Source organism: Variovorax sp. GW821-FHT09D04 (assembly GCF_059416405.1).
This window is the reverse complement of sequence record NZ_JBWKPA010000013.1, coordinates 63,907-83,898: the sequence shown is the minus strand read 5'-3', so window position 1 is coordinate 83,898 and position 19,992 is coordinate 63,907. Positions and strand designations below refer to the sequence as shown.

The following is a 19,992-nucleotide window of genomic DNA, read 5'->3' as shown; positions in this document are numbered from 1 at the left end:
AGGGAGAAATCAGAGAACGCAAAGCTGTTGCCAGCCCTGCCATTGGGCGCCGGGGGCCAGCACGACGGGTTCGTCGATGCGGGCCGCCTCGACGCAGAGCATGTGGCGGAAGCCCTCTGGAGGCATGTCCGCGAGTGTCGCACCGAGCACGGCACCGGGGTTCCAGACCACGGTTTCGGTGCAGGTTTCGCTCTGGGTGATTTCGAGCGTGCCGCCGGGCTGCACAAGCCGCAGCGGCTGCGCCGGGGCGGTGTAGACGCTGTCGAACTCGGCGTCGAACTGCAGCGCGGCGGCGGTTTCGGTCTGGCGCACGTCGCGCACCGCGTCCCAGCGGGCGGCGCCCTGCAGGCCTTCGAGGCGCACGGCGGCGATGTCGTCCACGCGCAGGTAGGTGTGCAGCGCGGCCGAGAACGGCCAGGGCGCGTCGCCGGTGTTGGCCAGGGTGAGCGCGGTGCGCAGCCGGCCGGCGGCGAGCGTGGCGTCCATGCGCGCCTCGAAGGCGTGCGGCCAGAGCCGGCGGGTGGCGTCGTTGTCGCGCAGCACCAGCCGCAGCGTGTCGGACGCGCCCGAATCCTCGCGAATCCAAGGCAGATTGCGCATGAAGCCATGCTTGGGGAGCATGCCGCGCTGGTTGAACTGGGGGCAGCACAGGGGAATGCCGCCGCGGATGGCAGTTTGGCCGTCAAAAACGGCCTTCGGACTCAGATACAGTCGCTCCCCACCGCGGGCCGGGGCCCAGGAAAGCACCTGGGCGCCATGCAGCGCCACCGTCAGCGTGCTGCCATCGGCCGCCACGGCGTGCAACGCCGGCTGGCCTCGAAACTCGATCGAGCGGATATCCATGTGAGGAATTGTAGGCAGCCGCCGCATCCTGACAGCGGGCCATTGCGTGCATCCGCCTTTCTTGGATACCCTGTGCCGGGTCGGTCCCGTGCACTCGAAAAGAACCACTCTCACACGACAAAGGGGATACGCATGAAGAAAAAGCTGCCCATGGCCGCCTGGATCCTGATCGCCATGGTGCTCGGCATCATCGTCGGTTACATGATCTTCACCAGCTTTCCCGACAAGAAGGCCGCCAAGGAGATCGCGGACTACGTCTCCATCGTCTCCGACGTCTTCCTGCGCCTGATCAAGATGCTGATCGGCCCGCTGGTGTTCTCCACGCTGGTGGTGGGCATCGCGCACATGGGCGACGCCAAGTCGGTGGGCCGCGTGTTCGGCAAGGCCATCGGCTGGTTCCTCACGGCCTCGCTGATCTCGCTGGTGATCGGCCTGGTCATGGCCAACCTGCTCAAGCCCGGCGAGAACCTGGGCCTGCCGCTGCCCGATATCGGCGCCTCGGCCAACCTGGCGACCAACAAGTTCACCTTCAAGGACTTCGTGAGCCACACGGTGCCCAAGTCGTTCGTGGAGGCGATGGCCAACAACGAGATCCTGCAGATCGTGGTGTTCTCGATGTTCTTCGGCGTGGCGCTGGCCTCGCTCGGCGACAAGGCCAAGACGCTGGTGGCCGCCATCGAGGAGCTGTCGCACGCCATGCTCAAGATCACGGGCTACGTCATGAAGCTCGCACCGCTGGCGGTGCTGGCGGCCATGGCCGCCACCGTGGCCGTGAACGGGCTGGGCATTCTCGTCAAGTTCGCCGTGTTCATGCGCGACTTCTACCTGGGCCTGTTCGTGCTGTGGGGCGTGCTGATCATGGCCGGCCTGCTGTTCCTGGGGCCGCGCGTGTTCAAGCTGCTGGTGCTCATCAAGGAGGCGTTCCTGCTGTCGTTCGCCACCGCGAGCTCCGAGGCCGCGTACCCGAAGATCCTGCAGGCGCTCGACCGTTTCGGCGTGAAGCGCAAGATCTCCAGCTTCGTGATGCCGATGGGCTACTCGTTCAACCTCGACGGTTCGATGATGTACTGCACCTTCGCCGTGCTGTTCATCGCGCAGGCCTACGACATCCACATGCCGATCAGCACGCAGATCACCATGCTGCTGATCCTGATGCTCACCTCCAAGGGCATGGCCGGCGTGCCGCGCGCCTCGCTGGTGGTGATCGCCGCCACGCTGAACCACTTCGACATTCCCGAGGCCGGCCTGCTGCTGATCCTGGGCGTGGACACCTTCCTGGACATGGGCCGCTCGGCCACCAACGCGGTGGGCAACTCCATCGCCACGGCCGTGGTCGCCAAGTGGGAAGGCGAGCTGCTGTCCGAGAGCGATGCCGAGGCCAACGCCAAGGTGCTCGACGAGGAAGCCGCCGCCACCCTCGCCCACCCGGCGCACGCGTGAGGCGCCACGCCATGACGCGCATCGCCACGCTGCCCTCCGCCGTCGCCGCATGGCTGCTGGCGGCCGTGGCCCTGGCCTTGCCGGGCGGCCCCGCGCAGGCACAGGAGCTCCTCACCGGCACGCTGGCCAAGGTGCGCGAGAGCGGTACCATCGCCATCGGCCACCGCGAGGCCTCGGTGCCTTTTTCGTACCTCAATGCGCGCAAGGAGCCGATCGGCTATTCCATCGAGCTGTGCCGCGCGCTCGTCACGGCCATCGAGGACACGGTCAACAAGAGCCTCACGATCAAGTGGGTGCCCGTCACCTCCGACTCGCGCATCGACGCGGTCGTCAGCGGCCAGGTCGACCTCGAGTGCGGCTCCACCACCAGCAACCTCGAGCGCCAGAAGCGCGTGGCCTTCTCGCCGACCATGTTCGTCTCGGGCACCAAGGTGCTGGTGAAGAAGGGCTCGCCGATCCAGTCGTTCCGCGACCTGGCCGGCAAGAAGGTGGCCGTGACGGCCGGCACCACCAACGAGAAGACGCTGCGCGACCTGTCGCAGAAGTTCAAGCTCAACATCGAGCTGAAGGTGGCGCGCGACCATGCCGAGTCGTTCGCGCTCGTGAAAGAAGGCCAGGCCGACGCCTTCGCCACCGACGACGTGCTGCTCTACGGCCTGATCGCCCGCGACGCCGCCAAGGCGCAGTACGAGGTGGTGGGCGACTTCCTCTCCTACGACCCCTACGCGGTCATGTACCGCAAGGGCGACCCGCAGCTGAACAAGGTGGTGGTCGACACCTTCCAGGTGCTGGCGGAAGACGGCGAGATCCACCGCCAGTACAAGCGCTGGTTCATGCGCAAGCTGCCTTCGGGGGAGAGCCTCAACCTGCCGATGAGCGCGCAGCTGGAAACGATCATCCAGACGATGGCGGTGAAGGCCGAGTAGGCCCGCCTGCCCTTTTCTCTACCGCGCCGGCCACTCCCAGCGCGGAATCTCGCTCATGTCGAGGTTCGCGATGCGGGTCTCGCCGAAGCGCTTTTCGAGCACCACCGGCTGCAGGCCGTCGCTGTCGTCCAGGGCGGCGATCAGGCGCGCCGCGTGCGACACCACGATCACCTGCGACGACCGCGCGGCCTGCGCGATGAGGCGGCCGAGCGCGGGCTGCAGGTCGGGGTGCAGGCTGGTCTCGGGCTCGTTGAGCACCAGCAGCGCAGGCGGACGGGGCGTCAGCAGCGCCGCGATCCACAGCAGGTAGCGCAGGGTGCCGTCCGACAGTTCGGCGGCCGTCAGGGGCCGCAGCAGGCCGTGCTGGTGCATCAGCGTCTCGAAGCGGTCGCCGTTCGCCTGCACCTCGATGCGGGCGCCCGGGAAGGCATCGTCCACGGCGCTGTCGAGCGCCTCGCCGTCGCCGATCTCGCGGATGGTCTGCAGGGCCGCGGCCAGATCGGCCCCATCGTTCGCCAGCACGGGCGTGTAGGTGCCCAGCTGCGGCTGGCGCGCTGGGGCGTCGGCATCGGAGCGGAAGTGGTCGTAGAAGCGCCAGGAGCGCATCTGCTCGCGCAGCGTGAGCATCTCGGGCGCGTCGCGCGGGTCGGCGTGCTCGGTCATCATGCTGGCGAAGGCCGGGATCGGCCGGCCGACGGCCTGCCAGCCCCTGCCGTCGCGCAGGCGCAGCGCGGCGCCCTTGCGGTCGACCAGGTGCGTGGAGGGGCGCAGCAGCGGGCCGCTCCAGATCGCCTCGTGCTTGATCTGCGGGTCGTGCGAGAAGGCCGAGGACGGGACCGGCGGCGGCAGGCCGATGTCGATGGCGTAGCCGAAATCGTCGGCCTCGGCGCCGGCGAAGCCCAGCTTCAGCGCCACCGGCTCGCTGCGCGTGGTGCCCTGCACCGGCTGTTCGCCGCGCAGCATGGCCGCCGAAAAGCGCTCGGGCCCGGCCCACAGCGTGGAAGACAGCCCGCCCTCGCGCACCAGCGAGCGGATCACGCCGCCGTTGGCGATGTCGGCCAGCAGCCGCATCGCGCGGTACACGCTCGACTTGCCGCTGCCGTTGGCGCCGGTGACCACCGTGAGGCGGCCCAGCGGCACCGTCAGCTGGCGCAGCGAGCGGTAATTGGCGATGGCGAGCGCGGAGAGCACGCGCCGCTACGGGAAAGGCGTCAGGCGCCGGCCAGCTCGTCCGCGCGCGCCTGGGCGGCGGCGAAGTCGAGGTCGCCCGAGTAGATGGCGCGGCCGCAGATCACGCCCTCGACGCCTTCGGACTCGACCGCGCAGAGCTGGTCGATGTCGGCCATGTTCGACAGGCCGCCCGAAGCGATCACGGGGATGGTCAGCGCCTGCGCGAGCTTGACGGTGGCGTCGATGTTGATGCCCGAGAGCATGCCGTCGCGACCGATGTCGGTGTAGATGATCGATTCGACGCCGTAGTCCTCGAACTTCTTGCCCAGGTCGGCCACTTCGTGGCCCGTGAGCTTGCTCCAGCCGTCGGTGGCGACCTTGCCGTCCTTGGCATCCAGGCCCACGATGATGTGGCCGCCGAAGGCGCTGCAGGCGTCCTTCAGGAAGCCGGGGTTCTTGACCGCGGCGGTGCCGATGATCACGTAGCGCAGGCCGTCGTCGATGTAGCGCTCGATGGTGTCCAGGTCGCGGATGCCGCCGCCCAGCTGCACCGGGATGTCGTCGCCGACTTCCTTCAGGATCGCCTTGATCGCCGCGTGGTTCTGCGGCTTGCCGGCGAAGGCGCCATTCAGGTCGACCAGGTGCAGCCGACGGGCGCCGGCCTCGACCCATTTGCGGGCCATGGCGGCGGGGTCTTCGCTGAAGATGGTGGACTGGTCCATGTCGCCCTGCTTGAGGCGAACGCAGTGGCCGTCTTTGAGATCAATGGCGGGAATGAGGAGCATGGAAGTGACGCGAGTGTGCGAAAGCTGGGCTGCGAACGGTGCGGCCCGGGCGGGAATATAAGGTCAGGGATTCCAGTGGAGGAAGTTGCGATACAGCTGCAGCCCATGGTCCGCACTCTTCTCCGGGTGGAACTGGGTTGCAAAAATGTTATCGCGTGCGATGGCCGCGGTAAAGCATGCCCCGTAATCGGCCTCGCCCACGCTGTGCCGGGCATCCGCCGGACATGCGTAGAAGCTGTGCACGAAATAGAAGTAGCTCTGGTCGGGAATGCCCGCCCACACCGCGTGCGGCTGGGCCTGGCGCACCTGGTTCCAGCCCATCTGCGGCACCTTGAAGCGGCTGCCGTCGGGCTGCAGGCGGCCGGCCAGGTCGAACTTGACGACCTCGCCGGGAATGAGCCCCAGGCCGTCGGTCGGGCCTTCGTCGCTGCGCGACAGCAGCATCTGCATGCCCACGCACACGCCGAAGAGCGGCTTGCTGGCCGCGGCCTCGAGCACCGATTCGAGCAGGCCCGAGTCGCGCAGCTCGCGCATGCAGTCGGGCATGGCGCCCTGCCCCGGCAGCACCACGCGGGTGGCCTGGCGCACCACGTCCGGGTCGGAGGTGACGAACACCTCCACGCCCACCTGGTCGGCCGCATGGCGCACGGCCTGCGACACGGAGTGCAGGTTGCCCATGCCGTAGTCGACGACCGCGACGGAATTCTTTGCTGCAGATTTCATAGCTGTTCGCCGAGGAGTTTCAGAGCGAACCCTTGGTCGAGGGAATGACGCCCACGGAGCGCGGATCGAGTTCCAGCGCGCCGCGCATGGCGCGCGCGAAGGCCTTGAACACGGTCTCGCACTGGTGGTGCGCGTTCACGCCCTTCAGGTTGTCGATGTGCAGCGTGACGAAGGCGTGGTTCACGAAGCCCTGGAAGAACTCGTAGGTGAGCTGGCTGTCGAAGGTGCCGATCATCCCGCTGGTGAAGGGCACGTGCATCACGAGGCCGGGACGGCCCGAGAAATCGATGACGACGCGGCTCAGTGCCTCGTCCAGCGGCACATAGGCATGGCCGTAGCGTCGGATGCCCTTCTTGTCGCCGATGGCCTTGGCCACGGCCTGGCCGAGCGTGATGCCCACGTCTTCCACCGTGTGGTGGCCGTCGATGTGCAGGTCGCCCTCGCAGTCGATGTCCAGGTCGATCAGCCCGTGGCGGGCGATCTGGTCGAGCATGTGATCGAAAAAGCCGATGCCCGTGGAGAGCTTGGCCTTGCCGGTGCCGTCGAGGTTGACGCTGACCGTGATCTTCGTCTCGGCGGTGTGGCGGGTGACCGTCGCGATGCGATCGGTGCTGCCCGGGGTCGTGGGGGTGGTCATAGTGAGGCTTCGAGCGCCGCCAGCATCTGCGTGTTCTCGTCGGCCGTTCCGACGGTGAGGCGCAGGCAGTTGGCGAGCAGTTCATGCATTTTAGAAACGTTCTTCACCAGCACCCCGCGGGCCTTCATGCCCTCGAAGGTACGGGTGGCATCGGGCACGCGCAGCAGGATCATGTTGGCGTCGCTGGGCCAGGTCTTCACGCCCGGCAGCCGGGCCAGCGCGGCCATGAGCTGGTCGCGCCCTTCGCGGATCTGGCGCGCCTGCGCCTCGAACACCGCGGCGTGCTCCAGCGCGAACAGCGCGGCCTCGCAGTTGAGCACGCTGATGTTGTAGGGCGGGCGCACCTTGTCGATCTCGGCGACCAGCGCGGCGGGGCCCATGAGGTAGCCCAGGCGGATGCCGGCCAGGCCGAACTTGCTCAGGGTGCGCATCAGCAGCACATGGCGGTGGTTCGCGAGCCGGTCGATGTAGCTGCGGGCGGCGAAGGGCTGGTAGGCCTCGTCGATCACCACCAGGCCGCCCTGCACGCCCTGGGCCTGCACGATCTTCTCGATGACGGCGTCGTCCCAGAGGTTGGCGGTCGGGTTGTTCGGGTAGGCGAGGTAGACGATGGCCGGCTTCTCGCGCGCGATGGCGGCCAGCATGGCGGCTTCATCGAGTTCGAAATCGGCCGTCAGCGGCACGCCCACGAAGCGCAAACCCTGCAGCTGGGCGCTCATCGCGTACATGACGAAACCGGGCACGGGCGCGAGCACGGCGGCGCCGGGCTGGTCGCAGGCAATGCCCAGCAGCGAGATCAGTTCGTCCGAGCCGTTGCCCAGCATCAGCCCGAAGCCTTCGGGCAGGCCCGCATGGGCGGCCAGCGCGCGCTGCAGGTCGGCGCCGCGGTCGCCGGGGTAGCGGTTGAGCGCCAGCGCGCCCAGGCGCGCGCCCAGTTCGGCCTGCAGCGCGGGCGGCAGGCCGTAGGGGTTCTCCATCGCGTCGAGCTTGAGGAAGCCGCGCGCGTCCTGCACCGCGTAGGCGTGCATGGCGCGCACGTCGGCGCGGATGCGCTCGAGCGGCAGACGGTTGTCGGAGGCGGAGGAATCGGAAACGGTCATCGGGTGCAGCGGTAGCTGTTGCGGAGGGCGCCGGCCATGACCAGTTGCACGGGCATGTCGGCTTCGTAGCTGTCGGCGTTGCGGCTCAGCTCGGTCTGGTAGAGCGAACGGGCCATCGAGGGTTCGAGGCGGCGGCCCTCGATGCAGAACGGCGGCACCTGGCCGTTGCGCTGCGACGACTCGACGCCCTCGCGCAGGCCTTCGAGCACGCCGACGAGGTAGTAGCTGGCGTAGGCCTTGCCGTCTTTCTCGCCGGCTTCGAGGGTGCGCAGCTCGCGGATGCTCATCGCCTGCACGCCGGCGCCGATCGCACCGGCCGCCAGGGCGAGCAGCAGCGCCGGCAGGCGCGGCAACAGCAGGACGGCGGCGCGTTGCATGGCCTCGCCGGCTTACTTGCGGTAGCGCGGCGGCGGCGCGTACGCGCCGTCGGCCGGGAAGGCGCTGGGCTGCGACGGCGAGGCGTCGCGGCGGGTGCGGCGCGGGGTGTTCGGCTCTTCGAGCTCGAACAGCGCGGCGCCGATCACGCCGATGTTGCGCACGTCGCCGGCCTCGGTGTTCGCGGCGTAGGCACGGCCCGGCGTGGCGAAACGGAAGGCGGCCACTTCGCTCTGGCTCTTGCGGAAGCCTTCGATGTTGAGCGTCTGCTGCGGGCGCAGCACGTAGCCGCCGTTGCGCAGGCTGCCGGGCTTGCCGTTGAGCACGTCCAGGCCGTCGACGGTGGCGATCACCTCGTAGCTGCGGTCGCTGAGGTTGCGAAAGCGCAGCGTGTAGCGCGCGCCTTCGACGCCGGCGAGGCGGAACATGTCGTTGCCGCTTCGACGTGCGCGCTGCAGCGGCAGCGGGCGGTCGTTCTCGTCGAGCACCGACCATTCGATGTCGCCCTGGGCCAGCTGCAGGTTCAGCCGGCGCTCGGGGTTGCTGCCCGCGTCGCGGCGCACGCTGGCCGCGTCGTTGTAGCCGATCGAGGCCACGTCGTCGGGCTGGTCGGACAGGCGCTTGGCAGCCACCGTGCGGGTCTTCGACTCGATGCCTTCGCCCCATTGCGTGCCGAGCTGGGCCGGCGCGGGTGCGGGCTTGGCAGCACTGGACGTGGCCGCCATCGCCGTCGTCTCGGCGCGGTTCTGCGGCATCTGGGTGCAGGCGGCCAGCAAGGCGGCACCGGCAACGAGGCCGGTGGCGAAGCGGAAAAATCGCGAGCGATAGAGGCGTTGAATCATCTGGCGTGCTCCTCCCTGAAGCGGGGTTGTTGGAGCCTCAGATCTTACGCAGGCGCATGCGCGCGGCTTCGGCGTGCGCCTGCAGGCCCTCGCCTTCGGCCAGCGTGACCGCGATCGGGCCCAGCACCTGCGCGCCGGCCTCGCTCACCTCGATGAGGCTGGAGCGCTTCTGGAAGTCGTACACGCCCAGCGGGCTCGAGAAACGCGCCGTGCCGCTGGTCGGCAGCACGTGGTTCGGGCCGGCGCAGTAGTCGCCCAGGCTCTCGCTGGTGAAGTTGCCCAGGAAGATCGCGCCGGCGTGGCGCAGCAGCGGCTCCCAGCGGTGCGGCTCGCTGCTGCTGACTTCCAGGTGTTCGGGGGCGATGCGGTTGCTGATCTCGCAGGCCTCTTCCATGCTCTTCGTGTGGATCAGCGCGCCGCGGCCGTTGAGCGAGGCGGCGATGATCTCGGCGCGCGGCATGGTCGGCAGCAGGCGGTCGATCTCGGCCTGCACGCGGTCGATGTAGGCGGCGTCGGGGCACAGCAGGATGCTTTGCGCCAGCTCGTCATGCTCGGCCTGGCTGAACAGGTCCATGGCCACCCAGTCGGGCGGCGTGGAGCCGTCGGCCAGCACCAGGATTTCGCTCGGGCCCGCGATCATGTCGATGCCCACGGTGCCGAACACGCGGCGCTTGGCGGCGGCCACGTAGGCGTTGCCGGGGCCGGTGATCTTGTCGCAGGCCGGGATGGTGGCCGTGCCGTAAGCCAGCGCGGCCACGGCCTGTGCACCGCCGACGGTGAAGCCGCGCGTCACGCCGGCCACGTAGGCGGCGGCGAGTACGAGCTGGTTCTTCTCGCCCTTCGGCGTGGGCACGACCATGATGATTTCGCCCACGCCGGCGACGTGAGCGGGAATGGCGTTCATCAGCACGCTCGACGGGTACGCGGCCTTGCCGCCCGGCACGTAGATGCCCACGCGGTCCAGCGGCGTGACCTTCTGGCCGAGCAGCGTGCCGTCGGCGTCGCGGTAGCTCCAGCTTTCGCCCGAGGCCTTCTTCTGCGCCTCGTGGTAGCTGCGCACGCGGCGCGCGGCGGCTTCTAGTGCGTCGCGCTGCGCGGCGGGGAGGCCCTCGAACGCGGCCTTCAGCTCGGCCTGCGTGAGTTCGAGCTCGGGCAGCGTCTTCGCGTCGAGCTTGTCGAAGCGGTTGGTGTATTCCAGCACCGCCTCGTCGCCGCGTTTTTGCACGTCGGCCAGGATGTCTGCCACCACCTTCTCGATGGCCGCGTCGTCGTCCGCGGACCAATGCAGCCGCGCCTTGAATTCAGCGTCGAAGCTGGCTGAGTTCGTGGACAGTCGGGCGGGGGCTGCTTGCAGAGTCATGGGCTTGAGGTTCAGGCGGAGGGAATGGCGGACGCGAAGGCGTCGATGATGCGGCGGATGGGTTCGCGCTTGAGCTTGAGCGCGGCCTGGTTGACGACCAGCCGGGCGCTGATGTCCATGATGCGCTCCACCTCGACGAGGTGGTTGGCCTTGAGTGTGTTGCCGGTCGAGACCAGGTCGACGATGGCGTCGGCCAGGCCCGTGAGTGGCGCCAGCTCCATGCTGCCGTAGAGCTTGATCAGGTCGACGTGCACGCCCTTGCTGGCGAAGAAGTCGCGCGCCAGACCCACGTACTTGGTGGCCACGCGCAGGCGCGAGCCCTGCTTCACGGCCGAGGCGTAGTCGTAGTCGGCGCGCACGGCCACGCTGAGGCGGCAGGCCGCGATACGCAGGTCCAGCGGCTGGTACAGGCCCTGGTTGCCATGCTCGAGCAGCACGTCCAGGCCGGTCACGCCGAGGTCGGCGCCGCCGTACTGCACGTAGGTGGGCACGTCGGAGGCGCGCACCAGCACCACGCGCACGTCGGGGCGGGTGGTGTCGAGGATGAGCTTGCGCGATTTCTCGGGGTCTTCGGTGACCTCGATGCCGGCGGCGGCCAGCAGGGGCATCGTCTCTTCGAAGATGCGGCCTTTGGAAAGAGCCAGGGTGATCATGCGGCGGCTCCCGTCACGCGTTCAATGTCGGCACCGAGGCCGCGCAGTTTCGATTCCATGCGGTCATAACCCCGGTCCAGGTGATAGATGCGGTCGACCAATGTCTCGCCCTCGGCCACGAGGCCGGCGATGACGAGGCTGGCGGAGGCGCGCAGGTCGGTGGCCATCACGGTGGCGCCCGAGAGCTGTTGCACGCCCTCGACCATCGCGACCTTGCCCTCGACGTGGATGCGCGCGCCCAGGCGCACCATCTCGTTCACGTGCATGAAGCGGTTCTCGAAGATGGTCTCGGTGACCATCGAGGCGCCGCGCGCGATCACGTTCAGGGCCATGAACTGGGCCTGCATGTCGGTGGGGAAGCCGGGGTATTCGGTGGTACTGAAGCTCTGCGCCTTCAGGTGGTCGTACGCGGGGCCCTGCGAGCCGATGCGGATGCCGTCGGGCTCTGTCACGACAGTGCAGCCGGCGTCGCGCAGCTTGTCGATCACGGCGTCGAGGTGGTCGCCGCGCGCATGGCGCAGGAAGGCCTCGCCGCCCGTGGCCGCCACGGCGCACAGGAAGGTGCCGGCCTCGATGCGGTCGGCCACCACGGCGTGCTCGCAGCCGTGCAGCTTCTCGACGCCCTGGATGCGGATGTGGCTGGTGCCGTGGCCTTCGATCTTCGCGCCCATGCGGATCAGCATTTCGGCCAGGTCGACGATCTCGGGCTCCTGCGCGGCGTTCTCGAGCAGCGTCTCGCCCTCGGCCAGCGCGGCGGCCATGAGGAAGTTCTCGGTGCCGGTGACGGTGACCATGTCGGTCAGGATGCGCGCGCCCTTCAGCCGCGTGCGCCCTTCGGGCAGGCGCGCGACCATGTAGCCGTGCTCGACCACGATCTCGGCGCCCATCGCCTGCAGGCCCTTGATGTGCTGGTCGACCGGCCGCGAGCCGATGGCGCAGCCGCCCGGCAGCGACACCTTGGCGTGGCCGAAGCGCGCCAGCAGCGGCCCCAGGGCCAGCACCGAGGCGCGCATGGTCTTCACCAGTTCGTAGGGGGCCTCGGGGTTGCCGAGCTCGCCGGCGTTCAGACGCACGGTGCCGTTGTCGTCGGCCTCGGCCGTCACGCCCATGTTGCGCACCAGCTTGAGCATGGTCGACACGTCCTGCAGGCGCGGCACGTTGTGCAGCACCACGGGCTGGTCGGTCAGCAGCGCCGCGCACAGCTCGGGCAGCGCGGCGTTCTTGGCGCCGGAAATGAGCACTTCGCCGCGAAGCTCACGCCCGCCGCGAATCAGAAGTTTGTCCATGAAGGATCCAGCGAAATCAGGAGGCCCGCAAGGGCCGGAAAGTCATTTGTCCACTGCCGCCCATTCGGCCGGCGTATAGGTCTTCATCGAGAGCGCATGCACCTCGTCGGTGTGCATTTTCGCACCGAGGGTGGCGTAGACCCGCTGGTGGCGCTGGATGGCGCGCTTGCCCTCGAATTCGGCCGAGACGATGGTCGCGTACCAATGTCGGCCGTCGCCCTCGAGCGTGATGTGCTCGCACGGCAGATGGGCAGCGATGATGGCTTGGAGTTCGTCAGCGGTCATGGGGTCTTGGAAGTCGCGGTCAGCCGCGGATTTTGTAGCCGATGCGCAGCAGGTGGACAGCGATGGCGCTCACCACCAGCCAGGCGGAACCGACGATGCCGAAGCTCAGCCAGGGCGAAGCGTCGCTCACCCCGAAGAAGCCGTAGCGGAAGCCGTCGATCATGTAGAAGAAGGGGTTCAGGTGGCTCACGCTCTGCCAGAACGGCGGCAGCGAGCCGATCGAATAGAACACGCCCGACAGGAAGGTCATGGGCATGATCAGGAAATTCTGGAACACGGCCATCTGGTCGAACTTCTCGGCCCAGAGCCCGGCGATGAGGCCGAGCGTGCCCAGCATGGCCGAGCCCAGCAGCGCGAACACCAGGATCCACACCGGCGCCACGAAGCTCGGCACGGCGAAGAAAACGGTCACGGCGAACACGCCCGCGCCCACCGCCAGCCCGCGGATCACCGAGGAGCCCACGTAGGCGAAGAACCAGCCCCAGTGCGACAGCGGCGTGAGCAGCACGAACACGAGGTTGCCCATGATCTTGCTCTGGATGATCGAGGACGAGCTGTTCGCGAACGCGTTCTGCAGCACGCTCATCATCACGAGGCCGGGGATCAGGAAGGCGGTGTAGCCCACGGTGCCGTAGACCGTCACGCGGCCTTCGAGCACATGGCCGAACACCATGAGGTACAGCAGCGCGGTGAGCACCGGCGCGCCGACAGTCTGGAAGCCGACCTTCCAGAAGCGCAGCGTTTCCTTGTAGAGCAGCGCTCGCCACCCGGTCACGGCCATCATCGCGACACCTCCAGCGGCGTCTGCTCGCCCGCCATCAGGTCGATGAACACGTCTTCCAGGTCGGCCTTGCGCATTTCCACGTCTTCCACCGCGACGCCGGCTTCGCGGATCGCGGCCAGCAGTTGTTCGACTTCATGCGCGTTCTGCGCCGGCAACTGCACGATGCGCCCGGTGATGCGCGCGTGCTGGGCGATGGCCCAGGGCAGCATGGCGTCGGTCTTGAAGCGCAGCACATTGCTCGCGGCCGACTTCAGCAGCTCGCTGGTGCGGTCCAGGGCGATCACCTTGCCGAGCTTGAGCATCGCGATGCGGCTGCACAGCGCCTCGGCCTCTTCGAGGTAATGGGTGGTGAGCAGCACGGTGCTGCCCTGCTTGTTGAGCTTGGCGACGAACTGCCAGAGCGTCTGGCGCAATTCGACGTCGACACCGGCCGTGGGCTCGTCGAGCACGATGACCGGCGGCTTGTGCACCAGCGCCTGCGCCACCAGCACGCGGCGCTTCATGCCGCCCGAGAGCTGGCGCATGTTGGCGGTGGCCTTGTCGGCCAGGCCCAGGCTCTGCAGCAGCTCGTCGATCCAGGCCTCGTTGTTCTTGATGCCGAAGTAGCCCGACTGGATGCGCAGCGACTCGCGCACGTTGAAGAAGGGGTCGAACACCAGCTCCTGCGGCACGATGCCGAGCTGGCGCCGAGCCTCGGCGTAGTCGCGCTGCACGTCGAAACCGTGCACGCTGATCGCGCCCGCCGTGGGCCGCGACAGGCCCGCCAGCATGCTGATGAGGGTGGTCTTGCCCGCGCCGTTGGGGCCGAGCAGGCCGAAGAACTCGCCCGGCTCGATCTGGAAGGAAACCTCGTCGACCGCACGCAGCCCCTGCTTGCCTTGGGCGCGTTGCTGACGGGAGGGAGGGTAGGTCTTGGAGACCGACTGGAATGAGATCGCGGGCATGGGAGCCCGCGATTTTACGGGCGATGGGTTTTTCGGCGCTGCTCAGGGGTGAACGCGGGGAGCCGGCCGCGCTAGGCATCGGCCCGAAGTTCACCCACAATCCCGCCGGTGCCGATTCTGCGCACCGCAACCGCCCATCGCGAGGAACGCCAATGAAGTGTTTGACCCGCAGCCCCCTCCCAACCGTTGCCGCCCTGCTCCTGGCGATGGTGCTGACTGCTTGCGGGGGAGGAGGTGGAGGTGGTGGCGGCGGAGGTGGCGGCATCGCCCTTGTCGGCGGCGGCGCAGGCGCTGGCGCAGGGGGCGGCACCGCCCAACCTTGCACTTCATCTGCCGGTTCGGCCCAGCTGCCGGCCCGCGATGCACTCATTGCGCGCGCCAAGTGCCTGGAGCTGGACACGCCCTACGTGCCACCACCCGGCGATGTGCTGGAGCACAACACGTCCGGCTATGCCAAGGCCATGTGCTCGGCGGTCTTCATCACCGGACTCGATCCTGCAGTCGCCGCCGAAACCATCGGGTACTTCACGGGGCCGTACGAACAGCGCAAGAAGGTGGGAGCGCCGGTGGTCGACCGCACCAAGAAGGAGGTCCGCATCACGATGCCCAACGGCGGCCCGACGCTGGTGGCCCGCCACTTCGGATCGCAGGGTTGCATCACGCTGCCGCCCGGCAAGGACGACGTTTTCTTCACACCCGTCAATGTCAAGAGCGCGCTGGCCGACCCCACGACCGTGCCCTGGCCCATGGGCGATGTGCTGCCGAACGGCCCGCCGCCCGCCGACGTCGACATGGCCAAGGTGAACCAGGCCCTCGGCGCCGCCTTCGAAACCACGGAGGCCTACACCGCGGCCTTCGTGGTCACGCACAAGGGGCGGCTCATCGGCGAGCGCTACATGAGCGGCATCAGCGCGACAACGCCGCTCGAATCATGGTCGATGGGCAAGAGCGTCGTGGCCACGATGATGGGCGTGCTGATCAAGCAGGGTGTGTACAAGCTCGACCAGCCCGCACCGATTCCCGAATGGCAAGGTGCCGGCGACGGCCGCCAGCAGATCCGCATTGCCGACATCCTGCGCATGTCCAGCGGGCTGCGCATCAAGGCCCCGGACGATCCGGACTTCGACCCGAACGGCACCTACCCCGATCACATCTACTACTACACAGGCCGGATCAACGCATTCAACTACGCCGCAACCCGACCGCAGCAATGGCCGCCCAACACGGTGGGCCGCTACCGCAACACCGATCCGGTGCTTGCCAACTACCTGGTCCGCCTTGCGGTCGAGAAGCGCGGCGAAGAGTACTTCTCGTTCCCGCAGCGTGCCATCTTCGACAAGATCGGCATCCGCTCCATGGTGATCGAGACCGATCCCTACGGCAACTTCCTCACGCAAGGCTACGACTTCATGTCGGCCCGCGATTGGGCCCGGCTGGCCAATCTCTACCTGCAGGACGGGGTGTGGAACGGGGAGCGCATTCTTCCCGAGGGATTCGTCAATTTCGTGAGCACGGCCGCACCGGCCTGGGCCGCAGACCAGCGCCCCATCTACGGGGGATTCTTCTGGATCAATGGAACGGGGGCACTGGCGGCACCGACGACGGCCTACTACATGCTCGGCGCAGGGGGCCAGTTCGTGCTCGTGATTCCGTCGCACGATCTCGTCGTCGTGCGCATCGGCCACTCCAAGGGGGAGCGATTCGCGACCTCGACCCTGAACAAGGCACTCACGCTGCTGACCGCAGCGGTGCCACGCACGCGCTAGGGCGTCAGGGTGCAGCGGGCAGAAGGCCCGCGATGCCGTACAGCGCGGCCAGTTCGCGCAGGCGCGGCGACAGGCCCTTGACCGAGAACCCCCGGCCCAGCGCGCTGGATTCGCGCCGGCACTCGAGCAGCACCGCCAGCGCGGAGGAATCGAACTGGGCCAGTGCCGTGGCGTCGACCACGGTGGACGACGAATCGGTCTGGCCCTTGAGCCCCTGCTGCAGCATGCGCATGCAGGCAGGAGCCTCGTCGTGGGTGAGTCGGGAGGGAAGGACCAGCATGGCGTGCGCCCGTCAGCCCTTGCCGTTGCCCTTGTTGCGCGCGGCCAGCGCGGCAATCAGGCCATCGATACCGCTCTTGTTGATTTCCTGCGCGAACTGGGTGCGGTAGGTGTCGACCAGCCACACGCCCAGCACATTCAGGTTGTAGACCTTCCAGCCAGCGCCCTGACCCGGGGTCTTTTCGAGGCGGTAGTCCAGTTGCACCGGGTCGCCGCGGCCCTTGACCTCGGTGCGCACGAGCACGTCGGTGTCGGTGGGCGCGCCGCGGAACGGGCGGATGGTGACGGTCTGGTCACTCACCTGGTCGAGCGCGCCGGCGTAGGTGCGCACGAGCAGGGTCTTGAACTCGTCCTGCAGGCGCTTTTGCTGCTCGGGCGTGGCCTGGCGCCAGGCCGGGCCGACGGCCGAGGCGGTCATGCGCTGGAAGTTGACGTTGGGCATGATCTTGCTGTCGACCAGCAGCATGATCTTGTTGATGTCACCGGCCTTGATCGACGAGTCGGCCTTGATGGTCTCAAGCACGTCGGTCGACAGGCGCTTGACGAGCGCGTCGGGGGCTTCGTCGGCCGCGAATGCGCTCTGGTGCACGAAGGCGGTGGCGGCGCCGAACAGCAGCGCGCCGGCCAATGCCAGGCGGCCCAGGTCGCGTCGTTGCAGCAAGATCTTGTTGTTCATGGTGAGTCCCTCAGGTTGAATTGTCTTCCCTGCACGGTGCAGCCAATGGCCCCGTGCTGAGACAGGAACGGTTTCGACAGGCGCCAGGCCGACCGGGTTCCTGAAGCGGAGGTGAAGCCTTGCAACCGGATGCAAGCAGGACCACCCCGTCCGCCCTCTTTTGCCGTCACTTGCCGGCGTTGTCGTCGTCCGGCGGGTTGCCGTCGTAGACCTGGTTGCGGCGGCGCTGCAGGAACGCATCGCGCGTGAACGAGTACTTGTCGAGCGCGGCTTCGTCGAGCAGGCGGGTGGCACCCAGGTAGCGCGAGCGGGTGTCCACGACACGCAGGCCTGCCAGCGAATTGCGCCAGGCGATGTCGTGGATATGGCCCTGCGCGTCGCCGTACATGTCGAGCGGCCGGGCGATCGTGTCGCGCAGCGTCGAGGGGCCGAGCAACGGCAGCACGACGTACGGACCGGCGCCCACGCCCCAGTAGCCCAGCGTCTGGCCGAAGTCTTCCTCGTGGCGCGGCAGGCGCGCCTCGGAAGCGACGTCGAGCAGGCCGCCCAGGCCGAAGAAGGTGTTGACGTTCAGCCGCATGAAGGTCTCGGCGCTGTTCTGTAGCTTGAGCTGGGCCACGTTGTTGGCCAGGCTCCAGATGTCACCGAGGTTGCTGAAGAAGTTGGTCACGCCCTGGCGCACCAGCGAGGGCACCACGTTCTGGTAGGCAGTGGCCACGGGCTCCAGCACGGCCTCGTCGACGGTGTCGTTGAAGCGCGTCATGCCGCGGTTGTACGGCTCGAAGGGGTCGGTCGGGCTTGCGCCGGATCCGGTGGCGCATCCGGCCACGAGGGCGAAACCGACGGTGGCGGTGGCCCAACGGGCGGAGCTAGCTACACTTTTAATAGCAGTCGACGAAAAAAGTCGTGTGGTCATTTCTTGTTGGCTGTTCCCGGCGCCGTATTCCCCTCGGCTGCCTTGCTGTACAGGAACTGGCTGATCAGGTTCTCCAGCACCACGGCCGATTGGGTCGCGGTGATGGTGTCGCCGGCTTGCAGGTTCTTTTCCTCGGCGCCCGCCTCGATGCCGATGTACTGCTCGCCGAGCAGGCCACTGGTCAGGATCTTGAGCGAGCTGTCCTTGGGAAAACTGTAACGGTTTTGCAGCGCCAGCGTCACATCGGCCTGAAAGGCCTTGTCGTTGAACGCGATGGATTCCACACGACCGACCACCACGCCAGCGCTCTTGACCGCCGTCTGGGGCTTGAGCCCGCCGATGTTGTCGAAACGCGCGGTGACCGTGTAGGTCTTCTGGAAGTTCAGGCTCAGCAGGTTGGCCGACTGCAGCGCCAGGAACAGCAATGCGGCGCCGCCGATCAGCACGAACAGGCCGACCCAGATGTCGTTGGTGGAACGTTGCATGGTTTGCACTCTCTGTCTAGAACGATGGAGCCAGGGGCCCTTTAGATACTGAACATCATGGCGGTGAGCAAGAAATCGAGCCCCAAGACCGCCAGCGACGCCATCACCACAGTGCGCGTGGTCGCGCGCGACACGCCCTCGGGCGTCGGCTGGGCCTCGAAGCCCTGCAGCAACGCGACGAAGGTCACGGTGAAACCGAACACGATGCTCTTGATGACGCCGTTGCCGACGTCGCGCCAGACGTCGACGCCGCCCTGCATCTGGCCCCAGAACGCGCCCGGGTCGACGCCCAGCATCAGCACGCCCACGACATAGCCGCCCATGATGCCGACCGCGCTGAACACGGCCGCCAGCAGCGGCATGGTGATGACGCCGGCCCAGAAGCGCGGCGCGAGGATGCGCTGCACCGGGTCGACCGCCATCATTTCCATGGCGCTCAACTGCTCGTTGGCTTTCATGAGGCCGATCTCGGCCGTCAGCGAGGTGCCGGCCCGGCCGGTGAACAGCAGGGCCGCCACCACGGGACCGAGTTCGCGCACCAGGCTCAGCGCCACCAGCAGGCCGAGCGCCTCGGACGAGCCGTAGCGCTGCAGCGCGTAGTACATCTGCAGCCCGAGCACGAAGCCCACGAACAGGCCCGACACGCCGATGATGGCGAGCGAGTAGTTGCCCAGGAAATGGATCTGATCACGCACCAGCCCGAAGCGGCGCATGATCTGCGCGCCCGGGCCGAGCAGGCGCAGGAACAGCTTGGCCGCATGGCCCATGTCGGCCAGTTGGCTGCGCACGGCAAAGCCGACGTCGGCGGGCTTCCACCAGGTCATGAGCGCCCTCCTTCGCCATTGCCGAAGTCGTCTTCGATGCTGACGCCCGGGTAATGGAAGCGCACCGGCCCGTCAGGCAGTGCATTGACGAACTGGTGCACCAGCGGATCGACGCTCTCGCGCACCTCGTCGGGCCGTCCCTGCGCGGCGATGCCGCCGTTGGCCAGGATGATCACGTGGTCCGCGATGCGGAAGGTTTCCTCGAGGTCGTGCGACACGATGATGCTGGTGAGGCCGAGCGCGTCGTTGAGCTGGCGGATCAGCCGCGCGGCCGTGCCGAGCGAGATCGGGTCGAGCCCCGCGAAGGGCTCGTCGTACATCACGAGGTCGGGGTCGAGCGCGATCGCACGCGCCAGCGCCACGCGCCGCGCCATGCCGCCCGACACCTCGCTGGGCATCAGGTCGCGCGCGCCGCGCAGCCCGACGGCGTCCAGCTTCATGAGCACGATGTCGCGCACCAGCGCTTCCGACAGCTGCGTGTGCTCGCGCAACGGAAAGGCCACGTTGTCGAACACGCTGATGTCGGTGAACAGCGCACCGAACTGGAACAGCATGCCCATGCGGCGCCGCGCCGCATACAGCGTCGCGACATCGAAGTGGCCGACATCCTTCCCGTCGAACAGCACCTCGCCGCGTTGGGCGCGCTGCTGGCCGCCGATGAGGCGCAGCACGGTGGTCTTGCCACCACCCGATGCCCCCATCAACGCCGTCACCTTGCCGCGCGGCACGGAAAACGACACGCCGTCGAGGATCGCGCGCGCGCCGTAGCCGAACGTGACATCGCGGAACTCGACGAAGGAGGAAGACGTGGGTGTGGCTGGGTCCATCTCAATAAAAAAGCCGGGCGCCTTCTCAGGCATCCCGGCATGCGGTTTCCGCGGATGATAACGGGG

The 19,992-nt window shown here is 67.8% G+C and carries 23 protein-coding genes; 3 read left to right on the top strand and 20 right to left on the bottom strand.

Annotated elements, in window-relative coordinates; genetic code table 11:
* Nucleotides 1–9 precede the first annotated feature (9 nt).
* Complete coding sequence (locus tag AC07O4_RS28455; RefSeq protein WP_495306271.1) at nt 10–843, bottom strand: D-hexose-6-phosphate mutarotase; 834 nt, start codon at nt 841–843, stop codon at nt 10–12.
* 132 nt (nt 844–975) lie between these two features.
* Between AC07O4_RS28455 and AC07O4_RS28450 the strand changes: the two genes are divergently transcribed.
* Together AC07O4_RS28450 and AC07O4_RS28445 are read left to right on the top strand one after the other, a co-directional pair.
* A complete protein-coding gene (locus AC07O4_RS28450) occupies nt 976–2,283 on the top strand; it encodes a dicarboxylate/amino acid:cation symporter (protein WP_070059926.1) in 1,308 nt (435 codons plus the stop codon).
* An 11-nt stretch (nt 2,284–2,294) separates the two neighbouring features.
* Nucleotides 2,295–3,209: an amino acid ABC transporter substrate-binding protein gene (locus tag AC07O4_RS28445; protein WP_492728457.1), complete on the top strand. Its 915-nt coding sequence runs from the start codon at nt 2,295–2,297 to the stop codon at nt 3,207–3,209.
* Nucleotides 3,210–3,227: 18 nt separating this feature from the next.
* Here the strand turns inward: AC07O4_RS28445 and AC07O4_RS28440 are convergent, their stop codons facing one another.
* The 13 genes from AC07O4_RS28440 to AC07O4_RS28380 all read right to left on the bottom strand — a co-directional run bounded on the left by AC07O4_RS28440 (nt 3,228) and on the right by AC07O4_RS28380 (nt 14,153).
* Complete coding sequence (locus tag AC07O4_RS28440) at nt 3,228–4,400, bottom strand: AAA family ATPase (protein ID WP_495306270.1); 1,173 nt, start codon at nt 4,398–4,400, stop codon at nt 3,228–3,230.
* Between the two features lie 20 nt (nt 4,401–4,420).
* Entirely contained in the window at nt 4,421–5,164 is a 744-nt protein-coding gene (hisA, locus tag AC07O4_RS28435) for a 1-(5-phosphoribosyl)-5-[(5-phosphoribosylamino)methylideneamino]imidazole-4-carboxamide isomerase (RefSeq protein ID WP_062471681.1), read from the bottom strand.
* Between the two features lie 63 nt (nt 5,165–5,227).
* The gene (gene hisH, locus AC07O4_RS28430) at nt 5,228–5,887 is read right to left on the bottom strand and encodes an imidazole glycerol phosphate synthase subunit HisH (RefSeq protein WP_495306269.1); all 660 of its coding nucleotides are present in this window, start codon (nt 5,885–5,887) and stop codon (nt 5,228–5,230) included.
* A 19-nt stretch (nt 5,888–5,906) separates the two neighbouring features.
* Entirely contained in the window at nt 5,907–6,524 is a 618-nt protein-coding gene (hisB, locus tag AC07O4_RS28425) for an imidazoleglycerol-phosphate dehydratase HisB (protein ID WP_062471688.1), read from the bottom strand.
* Entirely contained in the window at nt 6,521–7,624 is a 1,104-nt protein-coding gene (hisC, locus tag AC07O4_RS28420; RefSeq protein WP_495306268.1) for a histidinol-phosphate transaminase, read from the bottom strand. Before hisC ends, hisB begins: the two co-directional genes overlap by 4 nt.
* A complete protein-coding gene (locus tag AC07O4_RS28415) occupies nt 7,621–8,001 on the bottom strand; it encodes a hypothetical protein (protein WP_495306267.1) in 381 nt (126 codons plus the stop codon). The genes hisC and AC07O4_RS28415 overlap by 4 nt, the downstream gene beginning before the upstream one ends.
* A 12-nt stretch (nt 8,002–8,013) precedes the next feature.
* Entirely contained in the window at nt 8,014–8,841 is an 828-nt protein-coding gene (locus tag AC07O4_RS28410) for a hypothetical protein (protein WP_495306266.1), read from the bottom strand.
* A gap of 37 nt (nt 8,842–8,878) precedes the next feature.
* Complete coding sequence (hisD, locus tag AC07O4_RS28405) at nt 8,879–10,201, bottom strand: histidinol dehydrogenase (RefSeq protein WP_159274022.1); 1,323 nt, start codon at nt 10,199–10,201, stop codon at nt 8,879–8,881.
* A gap of 11 nt (nt 10,202–10,212) precedes the next feature.
* Nucleotides 10,213–10,854 (bottom strand): ATP phosphoribosyltransferase, encoded by a 642-nt coding sequence (gene hisG / locus AC07O4_RS28400; protein WP_062471702.1) that lies wholly within the window; start codon nt 10,852–10,854, stop codon nt 10,213–10,215.
* On the bottom strand, nt 10,851–12,140 hold the full coding sequence (gene murA / locus AC07O4_RS28395; protein ID WP_062471705.1) for a UDP-N-acetylglucosamine 1-carboxyvinyltransferase: 1,290 nt from the start codon (nt 12,138–12,140) through the stop codon (nt 10,851–10,853). Before murA ends, hisG begins: the two co-directional genes overlap by 4 nt.
* A gap of 42 nt (nt 12,141–12,182) precedes the next feature.
* Nucleotides 12,183–12,425, bottom strand: a complete 243-nt coding sequence (locus AC07O4_RS28390) for a BolA family protein (RefSeq protein ID WP_062471708.1) — start codon at nt 12,423–12,425, stop codon at nt 12,183–12,185.
* 19 nt (nt 12,426–12,444) lie between these two features.
* The gene (locus tag AC07O4_RS28385; RefSeq protein WP_495306288.1) at nt 12,445–13,200 is read right to left on the bottom strand and encodes an ABC transporter permease; all 756 of its coding nucleotides are present in this window, start codon (nt 13,198–13,200) and stop codon (nt 12,445–12,447) included.
* 5 nt (nt 13,201–13,205) lie between these two features.
* Complete coding sequence (locus AC07O4_RS28380) at nt 13,206–14,153, bottom strand: ABC transporter ATP-binding protein (protein WP_070059934.1); 948 nt, start codon at nt 14,151–14,153, stop codon at nt 13,206–13,208.
* A gap of 152 nt (nt 14,154–14,305) precedes the next feature.
* On the opposite strand from AC07O4_RS28380, the gene AC07O4_RS28375 reads away from it, so the two are divergent.
* A complete protein-coding gene (locus AC07O4_RS28375; protein WP_495306265.1) occupies nt 14,306–15,919 on the top strand; it encodes a serine hydrolase domain-containing protein in 1,614 nt (537 codons plus the stop codon).
* Between the two features lie 4 nt (nt 15,920–15,923).
* On the opposite strand, the gene AC07O4_RS28370 is transcribed toward AC07O4_RS28375, so the two are convergent.
* The 6 genes from AC07O4_RS28370 to AC07O4_RS28345 form a co-directional block, all read right to left on the bottom strand.
* Nucleotides 15,924–16,199 (bottom strand): STAS domain-containing protein, encoded by a 276-nt coding sequence (locus AC07O4_RS28370; protein ID WP_062471718.1) that lies wholly within the window; start codon nt 16,197–16,199, stop codon nt 15,924–15,926.
* A gap of 12 nt (nt 16,200–16,211) precedes the next feature.
* Complete coding sequence (locus tag AC07O4_RS28365) at nt 16,212–16,874, bottom strand: MlaC/ttg2D family ABC transporter substrate-binding protein (RefSeq protein WP_062471721.1); 663 nt, start codon at nt 16,872–16,874, stop codon at nt 16,212–16,214.
* 166 nt (nt 16,875–17,040) lie between these two features.
* Nucleotides 17,041–17,790: an MlaA family lipoprotein gene (locus AC07O4_RS28360; protein WP_070059937.1), complete on the bottom strand. Its 750-nt coding sequence runs from the start codon at nt 17,788–17,790 to the stop codon at nt 17,041–17,043.
* Nucleotides 17,787–18,275, bottom strand: coding sequence for an outer membrane lipid asymmetry maintenance protein MlaD (gene mlaD / locus AC07O4_RS28355; protein ID WP_062471729.1), 489 nt, complete (start codon nt 18,273–18,275; stop codon nt 17,787–17,789). Before mlaD ends, AC07O4_RS28360 begins: the two co-directional genes overlap by 4 nt.
* 41 nt (nt 18,276–18,316) lie before the next feature.
* On the bottom strand, nt 18,317–19,099 hold the full coding sequence (gene mlaE / locus AC07O4_RS28350) for a lipid asymmetry maintenance ABC transporter permease subunit MlaE (protein ID WP_062471733.1): 783 nt from the start codon (nt 19,097–19,099) through the stop codon (nt 18,317–18,319).
* Nucleotides 19,096–19,959, bottom strand: coding sequence for an ABC transporter ATP-binding protein (locus AC07O4_RS28345; RefSeq protein WP_070059938.1), 864 nt, complete (start codon nt 19,957–19,959; stop codon nt 19,096–19,098). Before AC07O4_RS28345 ends, mlaE begins: the two co-directional genes overlap by 4 nt.
* Between the last annotated feature and the right edge of the window lie 33 nt (nt 19,960–19,992).